The following is a 23,227-nucleotide window of genomic DNA, read 5'->3' as shown; positions in this document are numbered from 1 at the left end:
CTGGCGTTCAGTGGTCCAGGTTACCGAATATGGCGCAGCGGACGGGACTCGAACCCGCGACCCCCGGCGTGACAGGCCGGTATTCTAACCGACTGAACTACCGCTGCGCTAAACACTTGAAACGAATGGTGGGTGATGACGGGATCGAACCGCCGACATTCTGCTTGTAAGGCAGACGCTCTCCCAGCTGAGCTAATCACCCTTCGCTTCGGTGTGGCGCGCATTCTACGGAGCGACCCAACCTCTGGCAAGCACTTTTTTAAATAATTTTCTCAGGCCTTCCAAAGGCTTAGAGAAGGGTTGGCCTATGGGACGGCGAAGACAATAATGCCCCCCTTTGTATAAAGGAGAGACTCACCCCATGTGGTTCAAAAACCTGCTTATCTATCGCCTGACCCAAGACCTGCCTGTCGATGCCGAGGCGCTGGAAACTGCACTGGCCACCAAACTGGCGCGTCCATGTGCAAGCCAGGAGTTGACCACCTACGGTTTCGTCGCGCCGTTCGGCAAAGGCGAAGATGCTCCACTGGTGCACATCAGCGGTGATTTCCTGCTGATCGCTGCGCGTAAAGAAGAACGCATTCTGCCTGGCAGTGTCGTACGCGACGCGGTCAAGGAAAAGGTCGAAGAGATCGAAGCCGAACAGATGCGCAAGGTCTATAAGAAGGAACGCGATCAGATCAAGGATGAAATCATCCAGGCGTTCCTGCCGCGCGCCTTTATCCGTCGCTCGTCGACCTTCGCCGCCATCGCGCCGAAACAGGGCCTGATCCTGGTCAACTCGGCCAGTCCGAAACGTGCCGAAGACCTGCTATCGACCCTGCGTGAAGTGATCGGCACCCTGCCCGTCCGTCCGTTGACCGTGAAAATGGCACCGACTGCAGTGATGACTGATTGGGTCACCACCCAAAAAGCCGCTGATGACTTCTATGTACTGGACGAGTGCGAACTGCGCGACACCCACGAAGATGGTGGCATTGTCCGCTGCAAGCGTCAGGACCTGACCAGCGAAGAAATCCAGCTGCACCTGAGCACCGGCAAAGTCGTGACTCAACTGTCGTTGGCCTGGCAGGACAAACTGTCGTTCATGCTCGACGACAAGATGACCGTCAAACGTCTGAAGTTCGAAGATCTGTTGCAGGATCAGGCGGAGCAGGACGGTGGCGACGAAGCGCTGGGGCAGCTGGATGCCAGCTTCACGCTGATGATGCTGACCTTCGGCGATTTCCTGCCGGCGCTGGTTGAAGCGTTGGGTGGGGAAGAGACTCCGCAGGGGATCTGACCTGCCTTTTGTGTGAAAGCTTAAAAGATCGCAGCCTTCGGCAACTCCTACATCTGGAATGCATTTTTCCTGTAGGAGCTGCCGGAGGCTGCGATCTTTTTGTTGGCGACGTATGCTTAGCTTCCTAACGCTTTCCCATAATAAGGAACAAGCCATGCGCGCACTGGCTGCACTCAGCCGCTTTGTCGGCAATACCTTCGCTTACTGGGTTCTGATTTTCGCTGTAATTGCGTTCCTGCAGCCGGCGTGGTTCCTCGGCCTCAAGGGCGCAATCGTGCCGCTGCTCGGGCTGGTGATGTTCGGCATGGGCCTGACCCTCAAACTCGACGACTTCGCTGCTGTCGCCCGCCATCCCTGGCGCGTAGCGCTGGGCGTGGTTGCACATTTCGTGATCATGCCCGGTGTGGCGTGGTTGCTCTGCCAGGTTTTTCATCTGCCGCCGGAAATCGCCGTCGGGGTTATTCTGGTTGGCTGCTGCCCGAGCGGCACGTCGTCCAACGTCATGACCTGGCTGGCCCGCGGCGATCTGGCGTTGTCGGTGGCCATTGCTGCCGTCACCACCCTCCTCGCTCCGCTGCTGACCCCCGCGCTGATCTGGCTGCTGGCTTCGGCGTGGTTGCCGGTGTCGTTCATGGAGCTGTTCTGGTCGATCCTGCAAGTGGTGCTGCTGCCGATCATTCTCGGCGTGGTTGCCCAGCGCTTGCTCGGTGACAAGGTTCGTCATGCCGTGGACGTATTGCCGCTGGTATCGGTGGTCAGCATCGTGATCATCGTCACCGCGGTGGTGGCCGCCAGTCAGGCGAAAATCGCTGAATCCGGCCTGTTGATCATGGCCGTGGTGATGCTGCACAACAGCTTCGGTTATTTGCTGGGCTACTTCACCGGGCGCCTGTTCAAACTGCCGCTGGCCCAGCGCAAGTCGCTGGCGCTGGAGGTCGGCATGCAGAATTCGGGATTGGGTGCGGCGCTGGCCAGTGCACACTTTTCGCCTTTGGCGGCGGTGCCGAGCGCGCTGTTCAGCGTCTGGCACAATATTTCCGGCGCGTTGCTGTCGACGTACTTCCGGCGCATGAGTGAGAAACAGGATCGCGAGGCGCTGGCGCAGCAAGCGGCCGACTGACCCGCAAACTTGATCCCCGGGTTAATGCTCGTCAAACTATCGCGCAACGCAGGGACGACCCTGCGGCTCGATCGAGTTATTAATCTGGGGACGACCCCGTCAATCGATGGAGGTCTTTCATGTCCTGGATCATTCTGTTTTTCGCCGGCCTGTTTGAAGTCGGCTGGGCCGTCGGCCTGAAATACACCGACGGTTTCACTCGCCCACTCCCCACCGTTCTGACAGTTGCAGCCATGGCCATCAGCCTGGGTCTGCTGGGCCTTGCGATGAAGGAGTTGCCGTTGGGCACCGCCTATGCGATCTGGACCGGTGTCGGTGCCGTGGGCACGGTGATTGCCGGGATCATCCTGTTTGGCGAATCGATGGCGTTGATTCGCCTAGCGAGTGTAGCGTTGATCATTACCGGGTTGATTGGCCTCAAGGTCAGCGCTTAGGCCACTTCCGCATTCGCGAGCAGGCTCGCTCCCACATTCAACCGCGTTCCGTCAGAGGAATACGATCAACTGTGGGAGCTAGCCTGCTCGCGAAGAGGCCCTTAAAACGCCGACTATCTAACTGCCCCGCGCAATTCCCCGACCAACGCCTGCAACTTCGCCGGCTCAGCAGCATCAACAGCCACCGGCGCTCCCGCCACCAGCGTCACCCGCGACCACAACCGGCGGAACACACCCTTGTTCGGATCGCGACTGAAGAAACTCCCCCACAACCCCTGCAACGCCAGCGGAATCACCGGCACCGGTGTCTCTTCGAGAATCCGCGTCAGGCCGCCCCTGAACTCATTCATCTCGCCATCGGCGGTCAACTTGCCTTCCGGGAAGATGCACACCAGCTCACCGTCCTTCAAATACTGAGCAATCCGGGTGAAAGCCTTTTCGTAAATCTGGATGTCTTCGTTACGTCCGGCAATCGGAATCGTCCCCGCCGTGCGGAAGATAAAATTCAGCACCGGCAGGTTGTAGATCTTGTAGTACATGACAAAGCGAATCGGCCGACGCACCGCGCCACCAATCAGCAACGCATCAACGAACGACACGTGATTGCACACCAGCAATGCCGCGCCTTCATCGGGAATCGCCTCCAGGTTGCGGTGCTCGACGCGGTACATGGAATGGCTGAGCAGCCAGATCATGAAACGCATGCTGAATTCGGGGACTATTTTGAAAATGTAGGCGTTGACGCCGATATTCAGCAGTGACACCACGAGGAACAACTGCGGGATCGACAGCTTGACCACGCTCAGCAGCACGATCGAGACGATGGCCGAGACCACCATAAACAGCGCGTTGAGAATATTGTTGGCGGCAATCACCCTTGCCCGCTCGTTCTCGGCCGTGCGCGACTGGATCAAGGCATACAGCGGCACGATGTAGAAACCACCGAATATGCCGAGGCCGAGGATGTCGACCAACACCGCCCAGGTGTGCACGAAGCCCAGCACTTCAATCCAGCTGTGGCCAGTGACGCTGTCGGGAATCCCGCCGGAATGCCACCACAGCAGCAAACCGAACACGGTCAGACCGAACGAACCGAACGGCACCAGACCGATCTCGACCTTGCGCCCGGACAACTTCTCGCAAAGCATCGAGCCGAGGGCGATCCCCACCGAGAACACGGTGAGAATCAGGGTGACCACGGTCTCATCGCCGTGCATCCACTCCTTGGCGTAGGCGGGAATCTGCGTCAGGTAAATCGCCCCGACAAACCAGAACCACGAGTTGCCGACAATCGAGCGCGACACCGCTGGCGTCTGCCCCAGACCGAGTTTCAAAGTGGCCCAGGACTGGCTGAAGATGTTCCAGTTCAGGCGCATTTCCGGGGATGCGGCTGCGGCGCGCGGGATGCTGCGGCTGGCCAGATAACCCAGCACGGCAATCCCGACAATGGCAGTCGAGACCAGCGGCGCGTAATGGGTCGATGACATGATGACCCCGGCGCCGATCGTCCCGGCGAGAATCGCCAGAAACGTCCCCATTTCCACCAGGCCGTTGCCGCCCACCAGCTCATCCTCGCGCAGCGCCTGTGGCAGGATCGAGTACTTCACCGGCCCGAACAGCGCCGAATGGGTGCCCATGGCGAACAGCGCCACCAACATCAGCGACAAGTGATCGAAGAGAAAACCGACCGCTCCTACGGCCATGATGGCAATTTCCGCGAGCTTGATCAGACGGATCAGCGCGTCCTTGGCGAATTTCTCGCCGAACTGCCCGGCCAACGCCGAGAACAGAAAAAACGGCAGGATAAACAGCAACGCACACAGGTTGACCCAGATCGAACGGTCACCCTCGATGGTCAGCCGATAAAGAATGGCGAGGATCAGCGACTGCTTGAATACGTTGTCGTTGAACGCGCCAAGGGACTGCGTGATGAAGAATGGCAGGAAGCGCCGGGTGCGCAGCAGGTTGAACTGTGAGGGGTGACTCATCTTCCGTGTTTCCCTGATGTTTAAGGTAGAGAGGCCTGGGTACTGCTTATTGGATTCTCGAACCGCGATCCAGGCCACACCTTACCTAAACTTTTCAGGTTATTTCTTCAAACCTGCGATGCACGGCGAGACAAACAGCTCACCACGCCAGGCGCCTTGCACGGTGCGCTTGCCGACGATCAGCCACATCACCGCCAGCAACATCACCAGCACGGTGCCGACGACGCTGAAAAACGTCAGGTTGAGGGTGCTTGCCAGTTTCAGGGTGGCCAGCGAATACACGCCCAGCGGGAAGGTAAAGCCCCACCAGCCGAGATTGAACGGGATGCCGTCACGCAAGTAGCGCACGGTGATCAGCAGGGCCATCAGCATCCACCACAGCCCGAAACCCCACAGGGTAATGCCGGCAACAAGCCCCAGACCCGAGGCGATTTCACCCATGCCCGGCAGACCGTTGGCCGCGAATATCGCCGGCGCATCACCACCCAGCAGCAACATGCCCAGCGCACCGGTGCCGATCGGGCCGAGGGCCAGCCAGCTCGAGGCTGCCATGTTTTCGTGGGGCAGTTTGTGCAGGGCCATGCGCAGCAGCAGGATCGTCAGAATGCTGAACGCTACGGGTAGGGAAAAGGCCCAGAGCACGTAGCTTGTCGTCAGCACCACCAGTTGCGAGTGGGCATCGGTCAGATGCGGTGCGAGCAGACCACCACTGGCCGCCGCCACTTCCGCTGCCACGACTGGCAGCAGCCAGACGGCGGTCATCTGATCGATGCTGTGCTCCTGGCGGGTAAACATCATGTAGGGAATCAATACGCCGCAGGCCAGCGACATGGCCACATCGATCCACCACAACACTTCGGCGAGATGAATCACACCGTCACCCCAACGCGGCAGGCCGAACAGCAGAAAGCCATTGATGATCGTCGCCAGGCCCATGGGAATCGTGCCGAAGAACATCGATACCGTGGAGTGGCCGAAAATCCGCCGAGCCTCGTCGAAGAACAGAATCCAGCGCGCGGCGTAGGCAGCCGTAAACAGTGCGAACAACAATATGTTGAACAACCACAAACCTTCAGCGATGGCGTGCAGGCCTGGAATAGCCAATGGCAGTTGCGCCAACGCCAACGCCAGCACACCGGTGCCCATGGTCGCGGCAAACCAGTTGGGGGTGAACTGGCGGATCACTTCGCGTGGATGCTGAAGCTGACGGAACGGTTTGATGCCGGGTTTGGCAGTGTTAGGGCAAGTCATCATGGAATCCTCTCCTCTGGTGAGGTTGAGTCCATGGTAGAACCGAATCGAATATCTATATAACGGGTAATTTCTCTAACTGTTATCTGTTTTACCAATAAGCAGTCAGACGCTGCCTTCGCTCTCGATCACCAGAATCCGCGCGGCGCCTTGCGGATGGGCGACGTGCTCGGTGCCGACGCTCGCATGGAAGATGTCACCGACATTGAGCTGCACCTGTTTTTCTACGCCCAATTCGCGGTAATGCATCAGCACTTGGCCATCGAGCACCACGAACACTTCCTCGCCGTCGTTGATGTGCCATTTGTACGGCTGATCCGTCCAGTGCAGGCGCGTGGTGATGCCGTTCATGTTGGCGATGTCCAGCGCACCCCAGGCTCGCTCGGCAGTGAAGGTCTTGCTGCGGATAATCTTCATGGGTCGATCCGTGAGAAGAAGGCCGGCCAAGGCTAACCGAAAGCGCGCCGTTTATGGAACGCGACAGACTTTGGCTGCCGCTGGACGCAGGCTCAGCAACAGCGCGCCGACAGCCAACACGATCAAAATCGCCCCGTAACCATCGGTGGTCGCCAGCAAACCGTAGTTGCGCGACAAGTGCCCGGCGAGCAATGCCGGCAGGCAGAACGCCAGATAACTGAGCACGTAATACGCCGCCATCAACCCCGCCCGTTCATGGGGCAAAGCCAGCGGCACCAGACTGCGCACGGCGCCGAGAAACCCCGAGCCAAAGCCGCAACCGGCCACCAGCGTGCCGAGGAAAAACAGCGACAGACTGGCGCTGTGCACACCCAGCAGAATCAATACCAGCCCCATCGGCAGCAGGCTCGCGCCCAACTGCAAGGCCCGGACGGCAGGACGATTGCGCATCGTGAAAATCATCAGCGCACCAGTCACCGTCAGGGCTGCAACGGTGGCGCCGCCGATCAGATTCGAGTCAGAGCCAGTGGCGGTGCGCACCAGCGACGGCGCCAGCGATGCATAAAATCCGCCCAGCGCCCAGGTTGCCGTGTTCAACGGCAACACCCGCCACAAAGTGGCTCGTGTTTGAGTCGGCACGTGCAAGGTCGGCCGCAACGAGGCCCACGCCCCGGCTTGCGGGGTGACGCTTTCCGGCAAGCGCCAGACATAAAGGCCCTGCAATACAAACACTGCGAGCAGCAGCCAGTAGGTCAGTTGCAACGGTGCCGGAGCAAACTCCGCCAGTAAACCGCAACCCATGCTGCCCAGGGCCATGCCGAGCAACGGCGCGACACTGTTGATCAGCGGCCCTTGCTGACGATCCGTGTCGAGCAGGGTCGCGCTTAAAACAGCGGTGGCCATGCCGGTGGCAAATCCTTGCAGAACACGCGCACTGATCAGCCACGCCACGCTGTCGGCGTAGATAAACAGCAGCATCGCCAACGCGTTGAGCAACACAGCGGTGAAGATCACCGGTTTGCGTCCCAGGTGATCGGACAGCGAGCCGACGGTCAATAGCGCCGCCAACAGACTGAGTGCATAAACGCCGAAGATCAGCGTCAACACCGCCGCCGAGAAGTGCAACTGATCCTGATACAGGTGATACAACGGCGTCGGCGCCGTGGAAGCGGCGAGAAAACTCAGTAAAGTGATCGCCAGAAACCATAGGCTGGATCGATTGGAAGCAAGGCTGGTCATGGGCACACTCCGCAAAAGCTAATTTTTTGCTTTTGCGGAGTGTGCTACTGCCTCGCGCTTAAAGCAAATTCTTTGTGTTAAGGTCTGCCCCCATGGCTATTAAAGAAGGTTTACGCCCCGGCGGCCGCAGCGCCCGGGTGCAAGATGCAATTCATTCCGCAGTCCGTGCGCTCCTGCAAGAACAGGAGCGCTCAAGCGTGACTGTCCCGCAGATCGCCGCGCGCGCAGGCGTTACACCGTCGACGATTTACCGGCGTTGGGGTGATCTGTCGGCGTTATTGGCCGACGTCGCCCTCGCCCGCATGCGCCCGGACAGCGAACCGGCGCAGACCGGCAGCTTGCGCAGCGATATTCGCGCATGGGCCGAGCAGTATCTCGACGAGATGAGTTCCGAGCCCGGACGCCACATGATGCGTGACGTGCAGGCGAGCGCTACGCCGGGTTATTGCGTGACGATCATTGGCGCGCAGTTGCAGACGATCATTGACCGCCATCCGGATGAGTCGGCACCGAGTGTCGATCGGCTGATCAATCTGGTGGTCGCGCCGGTGGTTTTCCGGATTCTGTTTTCGGCGGCGGCGCTGGAGGTGGATGAACTGCATCGGCTGATCGATATTGCGTTGAACCAGCGCTGAGGCCGCCCCCCATGTAGGAGCTGCGGCACGCTGCGATCTTTTGATCTTGATTGCAAAGATCAAAAGATCGCAGCCTCGTTTCACTCGACAGCGCCTACAGGGTTTTGTGCTCGGCAACGTCACCGCAAAAACCACCCGGTTCCCCTCCTGCGACACCCCGCCACGCCAAGACCTTGGTCGACACTGACTAACCGCCCCGCGCATGCGAGACTGTCAGCCCGGGCAGGATTGCCGGGGAGTCTTTTGTCGGGAGTGTTGCATGTCGCTGTCCACCGGGCTGATCGCCGCCGTCGCCCTGGCCTATATGGCCATCATGTTCGCCATCGCCTTCTACGGCGACCGCCGCAGCACGCCGTTGCCGCCGCGCGTGCGTGCCTGGGTATACAGCCTGTCGCTGGCGGTTTATTGCACCAGTTGGACGTTCTTCGGCGCAGTCGGCCAGGCAGCGGAACAACTGTGGTCATTCCTGCCGATTTACCTCGGGCCAATCCTGCTGCTGGTCGGCGCGCCGTGGGTTCTGCAGAAAATGGTGATGATCAGCAAACAGGAGAACATCACCTCCATCGCTGACTTTATCGCCGCGCGCTACGGCAAATCGCAATCGCTGGCAGTGGTCGTGGCACTGATCTGTCTGGTCGGCGTCCTCCCCTATATCGCCCTGCAACTCAAAGGCATCGTCCTCGGCGTGAACCTGTTGATCGGCGCCGGTGCCGACGCCATGGGCACCCGCGCCCAGGACACCGCGCTGATCGTGTCGCTGGTGCTGGCGTTGTTCACCATTGTTTTCGGTACGCGCAACCTCGATGCCACCGAGCACCACCGCGGCATGGTGCTGGCGATTGCTTTCGAATCGCTGGTCAAACTGTTCGCTTTTCTCGCCGTCGGCGCTTTCGTCACTTATGGCCTGTATGACGGTTTCGATGACCTGTTCAACCAGGCCATGCTTGCCCCGCGCCTCGAGGAATACTGGAAAGAAACCATCAATTGGCCGTCGATGGTGGTGCAGACCGGCGTGGCGATGATGGCGATCATCTGCCTGCCCCGGCAGTTCCACGTCACGGTAGTGGAGAACATCGACCCGCAGGATCTGCGCCTGGCGAAATGGGTGTTTCCGGCCTACCTGGCCCTGGCCGCGCTGTTTGTCGTGCCGATCGCTCTGGCCGGTCAGATGATGCTGCCGAGCGACGTACTGCCCGACTCCTTCGTGATCAGCCTGCCACTGGCGCAGGCCCATCCGGCGCTGGCCATGCTGGCGTTTATCGGTGGTGCGTCGGCGGCGACCGGTATGGTGATTGTCGCCAGTGTGGCGTTGTCGACCATGGTCTCCAACGACATGCTGTTGCCGTGGCTGCTGCGGCGCAATAACGCCGAGCGCCCGTTCGAAGTGTTCCGCCAGTGGATGCTCTCGGTGCGCCGCGTCAGCATCGTCGTGATTCTGTTGCTGGCCTACGTCAGCTATCGCTTGCTCGGCTCCACCGCGAGCCTGGCGACCATCGGCCAGATCGCGTTCGCCGCCGTGACTCAATTGGCGCCTGCCATGCTCGGCGCGCTGTACTGGAAACAGGCCAACCGTCGCGGCGTTTTCGCCGGTTTGGCCGCTGGTACTTTCCTGTGGTTTTACACGCTGATCCTGCCGATTGCCGCGCACAGCCTCGGCTGGTCGCTAAGCAGTTTTCCGGGACTGGCGTGGCTGCACAGCAATCCGCTGAACCTGCCGATCACCCCACTGACCCAAGGCGTGGTGCTGTCGCTGGCGGGTAACTTCACCCTGTTTGCCTGGGTCTCGGTGCTGTCGCGCACGCGCGTGTCGGAGCACTGGCAGGCCGGGCGTTTCATTGGTCAGGAAATCAGTGCCCGGCCGAGTGCACGCTCAATGCTGGCGGTGCAGATCGACGACTTGCTGCAACTGGCCGCGCGCTTTGTCGGTGAAGAACGTGCACGCCAGAGCTTTATCCGTTTCGCCTACCGTCAGGGCAAAGGCTTCAACCCGAACCAGAATGCCGATGGCGAATGGATCGCCCATACCGAGCGTTTGCTGGCCGGTGTGCTCGGCGCATCTTCGACGCGCGCTGTCGTAAAAGCCGCCATCGAAGGCCGGGAGATGCAGCTGGAAGACGTCGTGCGCATCGCCGACGAAGCCTCGGAGGTGCTGCAGTTCAACCGCGCCCTGCTGCAAGGTGCGATCGAGAACATTACCCAGGGCATCAGCGTGGTCGACCAGTCACTGAAACTGGTGGCCTGGAACCGGCGCTATCTGGAGCTGTTCAACTACCCGGACGGCCTGATCAGCGTCGGCCGGCCGATTGCCGACATCATTCGCTATAACGCCGAACGAGGTTTGTGTGGCCCCGGCGAAGCGGAAGTGCACGTTGCCCGGCGTTTGCACTGGATGCGTCAGGGCCGCGCGCACACCTCTGAACGACTGTTCCCCAACGGCCGGGTGATCGAACTGATCGGCAACCCGATGCCGGGTGGCGGTTTCGTCATGAGTTTCACCGACATCACCGCGTTCCGCGAGGCCGAGCAGGCGCTGACCGAAGCCAATGAAGGGCTGGAACAACGGGTCAGCGAACGCACCCAGGAACTGTCGCAACTCAACGTCGCGCTGACCGAAGCCAAGGGCACCGCAGAAGCCGCCAACCAGTCGAAAACCCGTTTCCTTGCGGCGGTCAGTCACGACTTGATGCAACCGCTGAACGCCGCGCGGCTGTTTTCCGCCGCCCTCTCCCATCAGAACGACGGCTTGAGCAGCGAGGCACAACAACTGGTGCAACACCTCGACAGTTCGCTGCGCTCGGCCGAGGACTTGATCAGCGATCTGCTGGATATTTCCCGCTTGGAAAACGGCAAGATCAACCCGGATCGCAAGCCGTTTGCGGTCAATGAGCTGTTCGACATTCTCGGTGCCGAGTTCAAGGCGCTGGCGCAGGAACAAGGCCTGACCTTCCGCGTGCGCGGCAGTCATTTGCGTATCGACAGCGACATCAAATTGCTGCGACGGATTCTGCAGAACTTCCTCACCAACGCCTTCCGTTATGCCAAGGGCCCGGTGTTGCTCGGTGTGCGTCGACGTGGCGGCGACCTGTGCCTGGAAGTGTGGGATCGCGGGCCGGGGATTCCCAAAGATAAACAGCAGGTGATTTTCGAAGAATTCAAACGCCTCGACAGTCATCAGACCCGCGCCGAAAAAGGCCTGGGCCTGGGTTTGGCGATTGCCGATGGCTTGTGCCGGGTGCTCGGCCACACCTTGCGTGTGCGCTCGTGGCCGGGACGCGGCAGCGTGTTCAGCGTCAGCGTGCCGCTGGCTCGCTCACAAGCCATACCGGCAAGCGTCGCCGCCGAATTGAATGGCAAGTTGCCTAGCGGCGCGCGGGTGCTGTGCATCGACAATGAAGACAGCATCCTGATCGGCATGAACAGTCTGCTCAGTCGCTGGGGCTGCCAGGTGTGGACGGCGCGCAATCGTGAAGAATGTGCAGCGCTGTTAAATGACGGCGTGCGGCCGCAATTGGCGCTGGTCGACTATCACCTTGACCACGGCGATACCGGCACTGAGCTGATGGCGTGGTTGCGCACAAGTCTCGGTGAGCCGGTACCTGGGGTGGTGATCAGTGCTGACGGGCGACCGGAGATGATTGCGCAGGTGCATGCGGCGGGGCTGGATTATCTGGCCAAACCGGTGAAACCGGCGGCGCTGCGGGCGTTATTGAGTCGGTATCTGCCGCTTTAAAAGTGAAAAGATCGCAGCCTCCGGCAGCTCCTGCATTGGGATGGCGTACATCCTGTAGGAGCTGCCGGAGGCTGCGATCTTTTGATCTTTACTCAGGAAGTTCGACGAGGCCATCGACATCGGTCATCGCACGCTCCAGCAAGTCCGCCGGCAAGCTTTTGCTCGCCCGTGCGCCGAGCAATTTGAGCTGTTCACTGCGACTGACCAGATTACCGCGCCCTTCTGTCAGCTTGTTGCGTGCTGAACTGTAGGCTTTATCCAGCTGTTGCAGGCGATTGCCGACCTCGTCGAGATCCTGAATGAACAGCACGAACTTGTCGTACAGCCATCCGGCGCGCTCGGCGATTTCCCGGGCGTTCTGGCTCTGGCGTTCCTGCTTCCACAGACTGTCGATCACCCGCAAAGTCGCCAGCAACGTCGTTGGACTGACGATGACGATGTTGCGGTCGAAGGCTTCCTGAAACAGCGCTGGCTCAGCCTGCAATGCCGCCGAAAATGCGGCCTCGATCGGCACGAACAGCAAAACGAAGTCGAGGCTGTGCAGCCCTTCCAGACGCTTGTAATCCTTGCCGGCCAAGCCTTTGACGTGATTACGCAACGACAGCACGTGCTGTTTGATCGCGACCTGCCCGAGGCTGTCGTCGTCGGCAGCAACGTATTGCTGATAGGCGGTGAGACTCACCTTGGAGTCCACCACCACTTGCTTGTCGCCCGGCAAATAGATGATCACATCGGGCTGGAAGCGCTCGCCATCCGGGCCCTTGAGATTGACCTGGGTCTGGTACTCGCGACCCTTCTCCAGACCAGCGTGTTCGAGCACACGTTCGAGAATCAGCTCGCCCCAGTTGCCTTGGGTTTTCTGGCCTTTGAGGGCGCGGGTGAGGTTGGTGGCTTCGTCGCTCAGGCGCAGATTGAGCGCCTGCAAGCGTTCCAGTTCCTTGGCCAGCGAGAAGCGCTCGCGGGCCTCGGCCTGATAACTTTCTTCCACGCGTTTTTCGAAGGATTGAATGCGCTCCTTGAGCGGATCAAGCAACTGCCCGAGCCGTTGCTGACTGGTCTCGGCAAAGCGCTGCTCGCGCTCATCGAAGATCTTCCCGGCCAGCTCGGCAAACTGCGCACGCAGTTCATCGCGCGAGCCTTGCAGGTCGTTAAGGCGTTGCTGGTGGCTTTCCTGTTGCTCGCGCAGTTCGGCGTTCAGTGAGGCGGCTTGCGCGTCGAGGCGGCGCAGCTCAGCTTCCTTGTTCGCCCGTTCGAGGTTCCACGCGTGAGAGGCATCGCGGGCGTCATCACGCTCGATCTGCAGCAGTTCGACCTCCCGGCGCAGCGCCGCCAGGTCAGCCTGCTTGGCGGCGTTGGCCTGGCCAAGATCGGCAACTTCATCGCGGCTGGCGTCGAGCTGCGCGGTGAGTCCGTCCTGTGCCAGTTGCGCCATGGCCAGCCGTTCTTCGAGCAGGGCGACCTCGGCCTGGCCGTTGCTCGCCCGGCGTTGCAGTTGCCAGGCCAGCGCCAGCAGCGGCACCCCCGCCCCTGCAAGCCCCAGCAATACGCTGGTCAAGTCAATCGCCATAGCCACTCCCGCCGATCTTATAAAGCCTGAAGGTTAACCAAGGTGTCAGGTCTTGGACAGCTCAGTCTTCGAGCAGACCGAGTTCCTGCTGCGCACGACGGTCGCCGGCGCGGGCGGCCTGGCGCAGCAGATCCTGACCGATGCGCCGATCCCGAGCGTTACCGCACTCGCGGCACATCAACAGACCGAGACGGCTTTGTGCAGCCACCACGCCTTCACGCGCAGGTTGTTTGAGCAAGCGGCCAGCGAGATGTTTGGCATTGTGACTGTCGCTCAGGCGCGGGCTGTCGAGCAGCCATTCTGCGACGCGAACGGAAAATCGCTTGGGCGGGGTGACAGGAGAAGGTTGTGAGGTAACAGAGTCTGATACTGAGCGAAACTTCATAAAGCACTGTGGGACGAATCGGAAGGCGCGCCACTCTACTCTCTTTTTCTTACAGGTAAAGTCGAAAAACAACCCGGCACGCCCGTCCTAGAGCAAGCGCTCGGGACAATCCACAGAAGCTGTGGATAACTCAGTGGACAACCGTCCTCCAACCGCCGCAAAGCCTTATGGAATGGGGCTCGCAGTCAAACTGACGATTTTTTCACCAACAAAAAAAAGCGATGTTTTTCATTGACTTAAACTTTCGATACAGGCAGCCAGTGGAGTCAGGATCGGTATGACAGTGCCGTTACAGCTTGCGCAACTAATGTGCACAAGTACCTGTTACCCGGTTATATCGATGCGCTTTTTCGGGTCGTTTTGCTAACCGGTCCGGGGATAAACCGGTCTGGCGCGCGGCTTGATGAACACACCGTCACCGACCGACGGTCAATAGCTGCGCCAAATGCGGGCAATTCTGCGAACCTCAAAGCAGACTCAACAGGCGTCTGCAATCTTTTTCTACGCGAAGTTTGCTTTAGCCGTTTCGATCCGTTAGTATCCGCAGCGTTAGTACCAAGCTGAAAGTCAATTCCGGTCGAACACATCCCCACGGTCAACCTTCTACCAAGAAGCCCTACCGAAAAAAGCGGGAACGACCCCTCGATGGTTTCCAGGTAAATCTTGCGACAACACAGCCTTCCAATGATGTGAAGGGTGTTGCGAAGAGCACTTACTCTGACCGAACCAACCTGCAAATTGATCAGGATCTTCACCCCGGGCCCAGAACCTTTGCCCTCGTTGTGATGCCTGCCCTCCTAAGTACCTACCTGCCAGCCCAAGCGCGCCAACTTAATTGCGCTTCAAACTGGCTGCTTTGTTCCAGTCGGGTTCTTCGTTCGACCAATGGTGGTCGACGTTACTGGAACGTTTTAACGTTGCACGGTTCTTATCCGTGTCATTTGTAGGAACACCTAATAACTATGTCTACTCAAATCCACACTCAGGATGCCATTCGCACCCTAACCAACGCTTTTGCACCGATGAACTGCCTGATCATGGCCGCTCGCAAAGGCTGCTTCAGCTTCACCGTCGTCAATGAACACGGGATCGCCCGCCACAGCGAGCGTCTGTACCCCGATCAATACTCCAGCGCCGAACCGCTGCAGGCCGTGATCGACCGTACCCGTCAGGCATTGATTGCCTGAGAGCCGAAAAGGCTGCAAAAGCAAAAGCCCCGCACACAATGCGGGGCTTTTTATTGCCCGTTGTTTCACTTTTGGCCTCCAGCGCTTAAGCACCAACCGATATAACGGTTATAACTCGAAGCCGGAAATATTTTAAAAACAGGCCTTTACGTCGCGAATATGACACTACACTTCAACTCAAGCGGCGTGATCCGCTTGCGGCGAGCCTGAACCGATCCACAGCTGCCAAGCCCCCCCCCTTCAGGACTCGCCATCAATAACAAGAACCGAGGGTTATATGGGTATCGCTGCCAGCGAACTGTGCCGCTACGTGATCCGTCCCACGCTGATTTATCTGGGACGCCACAGCGCGACTGCCGAATCTCTGTTGCTGGGCATTGCCGCCAGCCAGTCAGCCCTGGGTTCCGCCCTGCATGACCGCCGTGGTCACGGCCTCTACCGTATCGCCGAGCATCGCCACCAGGCCCTTTGGGATGATTATCTGGCGCTCGATCCGGAACGCGCCAGCCTGGTTCGCGGCCTCGCCAGTCAGCATGCTTTCCTGACCGGTCCGCACCTGGAACTGACGGTCAATCTGCGTTACGCCACGGCCATTGCCTGGCTGCTGGTAGAAGAACAAAACCCCATCCTCCCCGATTCCAGCGATTTACTGGGAATGGCGCGCATCTGGCGCCAGACCTTCCAACCCCAAGGTCGTCTGCGCGACTTCACTTACGCCTGGCACACCTGTGTTTCAACGGTGAATCAGGTCGCTTGCTGACCGTCCGGTTTTAAAAGATCTGCCAACAGGCTGCGAATCTGGTCGGATTGTCCTACAAAACCACTCTAAATCAAGGCATACGAGCTATAGCGCTAGGGCGAAAATGTTGGTAATTTTCGCCCCGGTGATCACCAGGAGTTCTAATAATGAAAAAAGTCATGCTCAAAACCACCCTTAGCCTCGCCGTTACCCTTGCCTCCACTCAAATTTTCGCGGCCGGCTTTGCCCTCAACGAACAAAGCATCAGTGGGATGGGGACTGGTTTTGCCGGGCGATCTTCTTCTGCAGACGACGCAAGTACTGTTTATGGCAACCCTGCCGGCATGTCGCGCATCAAGCGCGAACAAGTCACCGGCGGTGTAGCCGTTGTCGATGCTCATACCGATATCAGCAATACCAGCTCCAGCCCCAACGGCGGCAGCAACAAAGGCGACATGGTGCCTTTGACCGCTGTACCTATGGGCTTCTACGTCAAACCAATTGATGAGCACTGGGCATTCGGCCTCGGCGTTTATGTGCCGTTCGGTCTGATCACTGATTATGAAAACGGCTTTGCCGGCCGTTACTTCGGCAGCAAGTCCGAAGTACAAGTCATTACCTTCCAACCGACCGTCAGCTACGCGTTCAACGACAAAGTGTCGATCGGTTTCGGCCCAACCATCAACCGCATCGACGGTTCGCTGGAATCCAATCTGTCGATCACCCAAGCTTTGCCGGATGGCAAGGTCAAGATCAAGGGTGACGACACTGCACTGGGTTACAACGTCGGCTTGCTCGTACAAGCCACCGACACCACTCGCGTCGGCCTGACCTACCACTCGAAAGTCGACTACAAGCTCGAAGGCAACACCAAGGTCAACTACGGTGCGCTGGCCGCAGTCGGTCTGGGCGCCAGCCAGAAGTACGATGCTTCGCTGAAGATCACCACGCCGGAATCCGTGGACCTGTCGGTCACCCAGGCCATCAACGATCGCTGGAACGTGTATGCCGGTACCACCTGGACCCGCTGGAGCCAGCTGGAAAAAATCACCGTGAAGAACTCCGGGGTACAGCCACTGCTGGCCGGTCAGTTCGGTTCGATCAACGAAGACCAGAACTGGCATGACTCCTGGGCCTACGCCGTGGGTACTTCGTACCAGTTGAACAAGGAATGGGTACTGCGTACCGGCCTGACGTTCGACCAGTCGCCAACCAATAACGAAGACCGTTCGCCACGCATTCCGACTGGCGACCGCACCATCTTCAGTATCGGTGCCGGCTGGAGCCCGACTGACGACCTGACCATCGACGTCGCCTACTCCTACCTGAAGGAAGAGTCGGTCAAGATCCGCAACGAAAACAATCGTGGCCAGACCTACGACGCCAAGTATGAAAACTCGGCAAACGGTTTCGGTGTCGGCGCGACCTACCGCTTCTAATGCTGCACGGCGAGGCTGTTCCCTCGCCCACAAAAAAGCCCCGTTCTCTTTGCAGAAAGCGGGGCTTTTTATTGCCTTGAGTTTGCTCACCACCACAACACACTTCCCATGTGGGAGCGAGCCTGCTCGCGAAGGCGGTGTATCAATCAATACACATGTCGACTGGCTGACCGCTTTCGCGAGCAGTCTCGCTCCCACAAAAAATTCAGCGCATCAGGGCTTCAGCGGTTTCGAGGCGATCGCCTTTTCGATCGCGGCAATAAACTCCGGATCATCCGGCTTGGTCAGGCTGGAAAAATTGGCGATCACCTTGCCCTGGCGATCGACCACATATTTATAGAAATTCCACTTCGGTGCGCTGCTCTGTGCGGCCAGCACCTGGAACAGATGCGTAGCGTCATCACCGCGAACCTTCTGCGGCTCGGTCATGGCGAACGTCACGCCATAGTTGGCGTAGCAGACCTTGGCAGTCTCGGCGCTGTCCTTGGACTCCTGTTTGAAGTCATTGGAAGGCACCCCGAGCATTTGCAACCCTTGCCCTTCGTAGCGTTTATGCAGCGCCTCAAGGCCTTCGAATTGCGGCGCGAAACCGCAGAAACTTGCGGTATTGACCACCACCAACGGTTTGTCGGCGTACTGCTTGCACAGGTCAATGGACTCCTTGGCGCGCAACTTGGGCAGCGAGCCTTGCAGCAATTCGGGACAGTCAGCGGCTTGAGCCAAACCAGTCAACGCCATCAGCAACGCGGGAACAGCACACCAGCGCATCAGCATGTCGAGCATCCTTTAGCAGTCGTTCAGAATTCGACGTTACGCGTCATGCCCGCTTCTAGCAAATGCTCATGCCCAACTGCATCAACGCCAGCCCGCCCTGCTGCCAGCCCCACCACACCAGCGCCAGCAAAGCGGCGCCGAGTGCAGTGATGGCCAATCGTGGCCAGAATCGACTCATGCGCCGCTCGCTGCGGCTTGCAGCCGCGCGACCGGACGCTCACGCACCGGCCAGTTCAGCGCGGCCGCCAGCAGGCTCAGCAGAATTGCCACTTGCCAGATCAAGTCATAACTCCCGGTTCGGTCATACACCACCCCGCCCAGCCAGCCACCAAGAAACGACCCCAACTGGTGGAAGAGGAATACGATGCCACCCAGCATGGACAGGTTTCGCACCCCGAACAAGGTCGCCACCGTACCGTTGGTCAACGGCACCGTCGACAGCCACAAGAAGCCCATGGCCATGCCGAACAGGTACGCCGAGGTAGTCGTCACCGGCAGCCACAGAAACAGCACGATCACCACTGCGCGCAACAGGTACAAGCCCGTCAGCAAGCGTGGTTTGGACATGCGCCCGCCGAGCCAGCCGGCGGTATAAGTGCCGAAGATATTGAACAGCCCGATCAACGCCAGCACCGTGGTACCGACACTGGCCGGCAGATGCTGATCGACCAGATACGCCGGCAGGTGCACACCGATGAACACCACTTGAAAACCGCAGACGAAAAAGCCGAATGCCAGCAGCCAGAAGCCGGAATGCGAACAGGCTTCACGCAGGGCTTCGGAGAGGGTTTGTTCATGGCCGAGCACCGGCAGCGGCTTGTCCTTGAGCATGCTTACCAGCGGCACGATCAGCGCCACCAGCAGGCCCAGGACCAACAACGCCGCCGACCAGCCGAGCCAGCCAATCAGACCGAGCGTGCCCGGCAACATGGCGAACTGGCCGAAAGAGCCGGCGGCGCTGGCAATGCCCATGCCCATGCTGCGTTTTTCCGGCGGCACCGCGCGGCCGACAACGCCGAGGATCACCGAGAACGAGGTGCCGGACAGACCGATACCGATGAGCAGACCGGCGCTCAGCGACAACGTCACCGCCGAATCCGACAAGCCCATGCACACCAAGCCCGCCGCGTAGAGGACCCCACCGACGAGCACCACTTTCGCCGCACCAAATCGGTCAGCGAGCGCCCCGGTGAACGGCTGCGCCAGGCCCCAGATCAAGTTCTGCAGGGCGATCGCGAAAGCAAAAACCTCACGCCCCCAACCGAACTGCGCGCTCATCGGTGACAGAAACAGGCCGAAACCGTGCCGCACGCCCAATGACAACGCCAGGATCAGCGCACTCCCCAGCAACACCCAACCGCACGTACGCCACATCGATGTCATTGTTATTCTCCGCTTGCGGGTATATACCCGCTTGAGTTTGGAAAAAACCGGCCTCAGGCCAGTTCATCCAGCAATCTGAGCAAGGTTTCACGCTTCTCGGCGCCCAGTCGGTCGATCAACCGCTGCTGCGCCGCTTCCCAGGCCGGCAGTGCCGCAGCCAGGCGTTGCACACCGGTCTCGGTAAGTTTGACGATGCGGTTGCGCATGTCCTCGCCTTCGGCCAGCGCCACCAGCCCCTCGCCTTCGAGCACGCGCAGATTGCGCCCGAGGGTGCTGCGGTCCAGACCCATCGCCTCGGCGAGTTCGGAAATACTCGGTTGATCCAGACGCTGCAGATTGCACAGCAAAGAATACTGGGCAACGTTGATCCCGAAGCCGTCGAGAGCGCCGTCGTAATGCCTGCTGACGCCACGCGCGGCGCGACGCAGGTTGGTGCACAAACACTGAGAAGGAAGCATGATGCGTGTATATACCCGCGACTGTGTTAAATCAAGTTACAGATGAGTTTACCCGTAACATTTGTGATGCCTGACAAACCGCTATCGCTGGCAAGCCAGCTCCCACAGGGTTCAATAGCGCCCACAAAATCTACGATCCAATGCAAAACCTGTGGGAGCTGGCTTGCCAGCGATAAGGCCAGCACATCCAGCGACAATCTCTCAGATCAAAACCCATCCAACCAACACCACCATCTCTAGCAATTCCAGCAACGCCCCCGCCGTATCGCCGGTTGTCCCGCCCAACCGCCGCATCATCACCTGCCGCAACCAGACAAACACAACAACCGAAATCAGCAACGCAACGACAGCCCCGAAACCGGCGATCAGCAAGCAGGCCAGCGCACTACCGCCCAGCACCCACCAGCCGGCCTTGCGCGGCAAATGATCCGCCAACGCCTGCCCCAACCCACCCGCACGCACATACGGCGTGATCAGAAAAAGTCCGAGCAACGCCGCCCGCCCAAGCAGCGGCACAATGATCAACGCCAACTCTTGCCCTTGCTCGATCAGCGCCAGCAACGCGGCAAACTTGAGCAGCAACACCAACACCAGCGTCACTACCGCAATCGGCCCGCTGCGCGGGTCTTTCATGATCGTCAACGTACGCTCGCGATCACCAAAACCGCCGAGCCAGGCATCGGCGCTGTCGGCCAGACCATCCAGGTGAAGTGCCCCGCTGAGCAACACCCACACCGTCAGCAACAACGCTGCATGCAGCAGCAACGGCGCCCCCGCCAACGCCAGATTCAGCGCCCACAGGATCAGGCCAAACAGCAACCCCACCAGCGGATAAAACAGCAGCGATCGCCCAAGCTGTTCCGGCTCAGGCATCCCCGGCAGGCGAATCGGCAGACTGCTGAGAAATTGCAGGGCGATCCACAGCGGCAACATGTCAGTGACCTTCCTTGAGTGAAGCGTCAGCCTCGACCGTCAGCGCAAACAACGCGCCGTGGGCAACTTCGACATTGAGCAACTGTTCGCGCGGCAACCCTCGCGCCCGCGCCAGCAACAAGCGCATCACACCGCCGTGACTGATCAGCAACACCCGCTCGCCGGCATAGGCGCGGTGCAGGCGTGCAACCGCTGCCAACACCCGAGCGGAAAACTCGCTGACCGGCTCACCCTGCGGCGGCGTGAACGAATACGGATCGGCCCAGAACAGCCCCAAGGCCTCGGCGTCCGTCTCCATCAACGCCGCTGCGCTCTGCCCTTCCCATGCGCCGAAATGCAGCTCCTGCAGATCCTTGTCCAGTTGCACCGCGAGATTCAGATGTTCGCCCAGCTCGGCGGCGAAGCGCGCACAACGCTGCAACGGCGAGCTGACGATTCGATCCCACGGCCCGCCCTCGACCACCGCCGCACGCATCTGCGCCCAGCCCTGTTCGGTCAGTGCATCGTCGAGGCTGCCGCGCAGGCCACCGCCGAGTTCAGTTTCACCATGACGCAGCAGATCCAGGTGCAGCGTCATGCCGGACGATCCGCCACTGCCGCTTCGGCGAACGTCGCCATCTGCCCGTGCAGATCACAGGCCAGACGCAACAGCGGCACCGCCAACGCGGCGCCACTGCCCTCGCCCAAACGCAGACCGAGTTCCAGCAACGGCTCAGCTTTCAGCGTTTCCAGCACATGGCGATGGCCCGGCTCGGCGCCCCGGTGACCGAACAACAACCACTCGTGGCAGTCCGGATTCAAGCGCACCGCAACCAGCGCAGCGACCGTGCAGATAAAGCCGTCGACCAATACCGCAACACCTTCTTGAGCCGCCGCCAGATACGCGCCGACCAGCGCAGCGATTTCAAAACCGCCGAGATTGAACAGGGTCTGCAAGGCATCGCCACGTTGCGCGGCATGCAACGCCAATGCGCGCTCGATCACTTGCGCTTTATGGCTGACGCCTTCGGCATTCAGCCCGGTGCCGGGACCGGTCAGGTGTGCCACCGGGCAATCGAGCAAGGCACAGGCCAAGGCGCTCGCGGCGGTGGTGTTGCCAATGCCCATTTCGCCACCGATGAACAACTGTGCGCCTGCGGCTTTCGCCCGCAGCAGACTTTCGCGACCGGCCTGCAATGCCTGCTCGCCTTGCGCCTGGGTCATCGCCGCACCCTGGACGAAGTTGGCCGTGCCCGGGCCGATGTTCAGGTGACGCACACCCGCCAGGTTCAGCGCCGGATTCACCGTGCCCAGATCAACCACTTCCAGCTGCGCACCGAGCTGCCGCGCCAACACACTGATCGCCGCACCGCCGCTGACAAAGTTGAGCAGCATCTGCCCGGTGACTTCCTGCGGGAACGCCGAAACACCTTCAGCGACCACGCCGTGATCACCGGCAAAAATCGCAATCCAGACCTGCGCCAACGTCGGTTTGACCTGGCCTTGCAGACCGGCCAGTTGCACCGCGACCGATTCCAGACGCCCCAGCGAACCCGCCGGTTTGGTCAGTTGCTGTTGCCGCGCCGTCGCTTGTTCAACGACGTTGAGATCGACCGGCTTACACGGGTTCAGCCACCAGGTTTGAGTCATAACGCAGGTCCTTTCAGAGTCAGGGGCAGGCCGGCGACGGTCAGGACAACACGCTGACAGCGCTCGGCCAGAGCTTGATGCAGCCAACCGGCTGCATCGACGTAGCGGCGAGTCAATTCGCCCAGCGGCACGACACCCATTCCGGTCTCGTTGCTGACAAAAATGATTTCCCCCGGCAAGGACGCCAGGCAGTCGAGCAAGGCTTCGCGCTCGGCGGCCAGGCGTTTGGTGTCATCGAGCATCAGCAGGTTGGTCAGCCACAGTGTCAGGCAGTCGACCAGCAGGCAACGCTCGGCGCTGGCGGATTCGCGCAGGACGCGGGCCAGCTCGAGCGGCTCTTCGATGAGCGCCCATTCGACGGGACGGCGCGCGCGGTGGTGGGCGACGCGGTCGTTCATCTCGCCATCAAGGGGTTGACTGGTGGCGATGTAGGTCACGGCGAGTTGGCTGTCGCTGGCGAGTTTTTCCGCCAAGCGACTTTTGCCGGAGCGGGCGCCGCCGAGGATCAGTTGGAGCATGGGTTCATCCAGAAAGATGTCTAGTGAGGCGGCCGCCGCCTTCGCGAGCAGGCTCGCTCCCACAGGGTTATGAGTGGTGCTCAAATTTTATGGCTAACCGCATTCACTGTGGGAGCGAG

General features: G+C 59.9%; 22 protein-coding genes and 2 tRNA genes. 8 read left to right on the top strand and 16 right to left on the bottom strand.

Annotation, left to right across the window (positions count from 1 at the left end; translation table 11 throughout):
* Positions 1–30 precede the first annotated feature (30 nt).
* Both QZR14_RS25785 and QZR14_RS25780 read right to left on the bottom strand, forming a co-directional pair.
* Positions 31–107 (bottom strand) — tRNA-Asp (locus QZR14_RS25785).
* A 19-nt stretch (positions 108–126) separates the two neighbouring features.
* Positions 127–202 (bottom strand) — tRNA-Val (locus QZR14_RS25780).
* A gap of 159 nt (positions 203–361) precedes the next feature.
* Here QZR14_RS25780 and rdgC point away from each other — a divergent pair.
* From rdgC to sugE, 3 genes are all read left to right on the top strand, one after another.
* On the top strand, positions 362–1,282 hold the full coding sequence (gene rdgC, locus QZR14_RS25775; protein WP_311998069.1) for a recombination-associated protein RdgC: 921 nt from the start codon (positions 362–364) through the stop codon (positions 1,280–1,282).
* Between the two features lie 154 nt (positions 1,283–1,436).
* Positions 1,437–2,402 carry a bile acid:sodium symporter family protein gene (locus tag QZR14_RS25770; RefSeq protein WP_311998068.1) on the top strand — a complete coding sequence of 322 codons (966 nt, stop codon included), beginning with the start codon at positions 1,437–1,439 and terminating at the stop codon, positions 2,400–2,402.
* 119 nt (positions 2,403–2,521) lie between these two features.
* A complete protein-coding gene (sugE, locus tag QZR14_RS25765; RefSeq protein WP_003223093.1) occupies positions 2,522–2,836 on the top strand; it encodes a quaternary ammonium compound efflux SMR transporter SugE in 315 nt (104 codons plus the stop codon).
* A gap of 113 nt (positions 2,837–2,949) precedes the next feature.
* On the opposite strand, the gene QZR14_RS25760 is transcribed toward sugE, so the two are convergent.
* The 4 genes from QZR14_RS25760 to QZR14_RS25745 form a co-directional block, all read right to left on the bottom strand.
* Positions 2,950–4,824: an MFS transporter gene (locus QZR14_RS25760; protein WP_311998067.1), complete on the bottom strand. Its 1,875-nt coding sequence runs from the start codon at positions 4,822–4,824 to the stop codon at positions 2,950–2,952.
* 99 nt (positions 4,825–4,923) lie between these two features.
* Positions 4,924–6,075: a TDT family transporter gene (locus tag QZR14_RS25755; protein WP_311998077.1), complete on the bottom strand. Its 1,152-nt coding sequence runs from the start codon at positions 6,073–6,075 to the stop codon at positions 4,924–4,926.
* Positions 6,076–6,180: 105 nt separating this feature from the next.
* Positions 6,181–6,492 (bottom strand): cupin, encoded by a 312-nt coding sequence (locus tag QZR14_RS25750; RefSeq protein WP_250604170.1) that lies wholly within the window; start codon positions 6,490–6,492, stop codon positions 6,181–6,183.
* A 51-nt stretch (positions 6,493–6,543) separates the two neighbouring features.
* A complete protein-coding gene (locus QZR14_RS25745; RefSeq protein WP_311998066.1) occupies positions 6,544–7,731 on the bottom strand; it encodes an MFS transporter in 1,188 nt (395 codons plus the stop codon).
* A 92-nt stretch (positions 7,732–7,823) separates the two neighbouring features.
* Here QZR14_RS25745 and QZR14_RS25740 point away from each other — a divergent pair, with 92 nt between their 5' ends.
* Positions 7,824–8,366: a TetR/AcrR family transcriptional regulator gene (locus QZR14_RS25740; RefSeq protein WP_250604168.1), complete on the top strand. Its 543-nt coding sequence runs from the start codon at positions 7,824–7,826 to the stop codon at positions 8,364–8,366.
* Positions 8,367–8,625: 259 nt separating this feature from the next.
* Complete coding sequence (locus QZR14_RS25735) at positions 8,626–12,096, top strand: hybrid sensor histidine kinase/response regulator (RefSeq protein ID WP_250604166.1); 3,471 nt, start codon at positions 8,626–8,628, stop codon at positions 12,094–12,096.
* An 88-nt stretch (positions 12,097–12,184) separates the two neighbouring features.
* On the opposite strand, the gene rmuC is transcribed toward QZR14_RS25735, so the two are convergent.
* Together rmuC and QZR14_RS25725 are read right to left on the bottom strand one after the other, a co-directional pair.
* On the bottom strand, positions 12,185–13,549 hold the full coding sequence (gene rmuC / locus QZR14_RS25730) for a DNA recombination protein RmuC (protein ID WP_311998076.1): 1,365 nt from the start codon (positions 13,547–13,549) through the stop codon (positions 12,185–12,187).
* A 175-nt stretch (positions 13,550–13,724) separates the two neighbouring features.
* Positions 13,725–14,048 carry a sel1 repeat family protein gene (locus tag QZR14_RS25725; RefSeq protein ID WP_250604164.1) on the bottom strand — a complete coding sequence of 108 codons (324 nt, stop codon included), beginning with the start codon at positions 14,046–14,048 and terminating at the stop codon, positions 13,725–13,727.
* Positions 14,049–15,010: 962 nt separating this feature from the next.
* On the opposite strand from QZR14_RS25725, the gene QZR14_RS25720 reads away from it, so the two are divergent.
* The 3 genes from QZR14_RS25720 to QZR14_RS25710 all read left to right on the top strand — a co-directional run bounded on the left by QZR14_RS25720 (position 15,011) and on the right by QZR14_RS25710 (position 17,413).
* Complete coding sequence (locus tag QZR14_RS25720) at positions 15,011–15,235, top strand: hypothetical protein (RefSeq protein WP_003223079.1); 225 nt, start codon at positions 15,011–15,013, stop codon at positions 15,233–15,235.
* 277 nt (positions 15,236–15,512) lie between these two features.
* On the top strand, positions 15,513–15,995 hold the full coding sequence (locus tag QZR14_RS25715) for a hypothetical protein (protein ID WP_250604162.1): 483 nt from the start codon (positions 15,513–15,515) through the stop codon (positions 15,993–15,995).
* Positions 15,996–16,141: 146 nt separating this feature from the next.
* Positions 16,142–17,413 (top strand): OmpP1/FadL family transporter, encoded by a 1,272-nt coding sequence (locus tag QZR14_RS25710; protein WP_250604160.1) that lies wholly within the window; start codon positions 16,142–16,144, stop codon positions 17,411–17,413.
* A 213-nt stretch (positions 17,414–17,626) separates the two neighbouring features.
* Here the strand turns inward: QZR14_RS25710 and QZR14_RS25705 are convergent, their stop codons facing one another.
* From QZR14_RS25705 to cobU, 8 genes are all read right to left on the bottom strand, one after another.
* Complete coding sequence (locus tag QZR14_RS25705; protein WP_250604158.1) at positions 17,627–18,187, bottom strand: glutathione peroxidase; 561 nt, start codon at positions 18,185–18,187, stop codon at positions 17,627–17,629.
* 55 nt (positions 18,188–18,242) lie between these two features.
* The gene (locus QZR14_RS25700) at positions 18,243–18,365 is read right to left on the bottom strand and encodes a hypothetical protein (RefSeq protein ID WP_268989378.1); all 123 of its coding nucleotides are present in this window, start codon (positions 18,363–18,365) and stop codon (positions 18,243–18,245) included.
* A complete protein-coding gene (locus tag QZR14_RS25695; protein WP_250604156.1) occupies positions 18,362–19,570 on the bottom strand; it encodes an MFS transporter in 1,209 nt (402 codons plus the stop codon). The genes QZR14_RS25700 and QZR14_RS25695 overlap by 4 nt, the downstream gene beginning before the upstream one ends.
* 53 nt (positions 19,571–19,623) lie before the next feature.
* The gene (locus QZR14_RS25690; RefSeq protein WP_007919794.1) at positions 19,624–20,028 is read right to left on the bottom strand and encodes a MarR family winged helix-turn-helix transcriptional regulator; all 405 of its coding nucleotides are present in this window, start codon (positions 20,026–20,028) and stop codon (positions 19,624–19,626) included.
* Positions 20,029–20,229: 201 nt separating this feature from the next.
* Positions 20,230–20,961, bottom strand: coding sequence for an adenosylcobinamide-GDP ribazoletransferase (locus tag QZR14_RS25685; protein WP_311998065.1), 732 nt, complete (start codon positions 20,959–20,961; stop codon positions 20,230–20,232).
* Position 20,962: 1 nt separating this feature from the next.
* Entirely contained in the window at positions 20,963–21,538 is a 576-nt protein-coding gene (gene cobC, locus QZR14_RS25680; protein ID WP_311998064.1) for an alpha-ribazole phosphatase family protein, read from the bottom strand.
* Positions 21,535–22,590, bottom strand: a complete 1,056-nt coding sequence (cobT, locus tag QZR14_RS25675; protein ID WP_311998063.1) for a nicotinate-nucleotide--dimethylbenzimidazole phosphoribosyltransferase — start codon at positions 22,588–22,590, stop codon at positions 21,535–21,537. Before cobT ends, cobC begins: the two co-directional genes overlap by 4 nt.
* The gene (gene cobU / locus QZR14_RS25670; RefSeq protein ID WP_311998062.1) at positions 22,587–23,108 is read right to left on the bottom strand and encodes a bifunctional adenosylcobinamide kinase/adenosylcobinamide-phosphate guanylyltransferase; all 522 of its coding nucleotides are present in this window, start codon (positions 23,106–23,108) and stop codon (positions 22,587–22,589) included. The genes cobT and cobU overlap by 4 nt, the downstream gene beginning before the upstream one ends.
* Between the last annotated feature and the right edge of the window lie 119 nt (positions 23,109–23,227).

It is taken from the genome of Pseudomonas sp. rhizo66 (genome assembly GCF_031931925.1).
Taxonomy (GTDB): domain Bacteria; phylum Pseudomonadota; class Gammaproteobacteria; order Pseudomonadales; family Pseudomonadaceae; genus Aquipseudomonas.
This window is presented reverse-complemented; position numbering and strand designations above follow the sequence as displayed.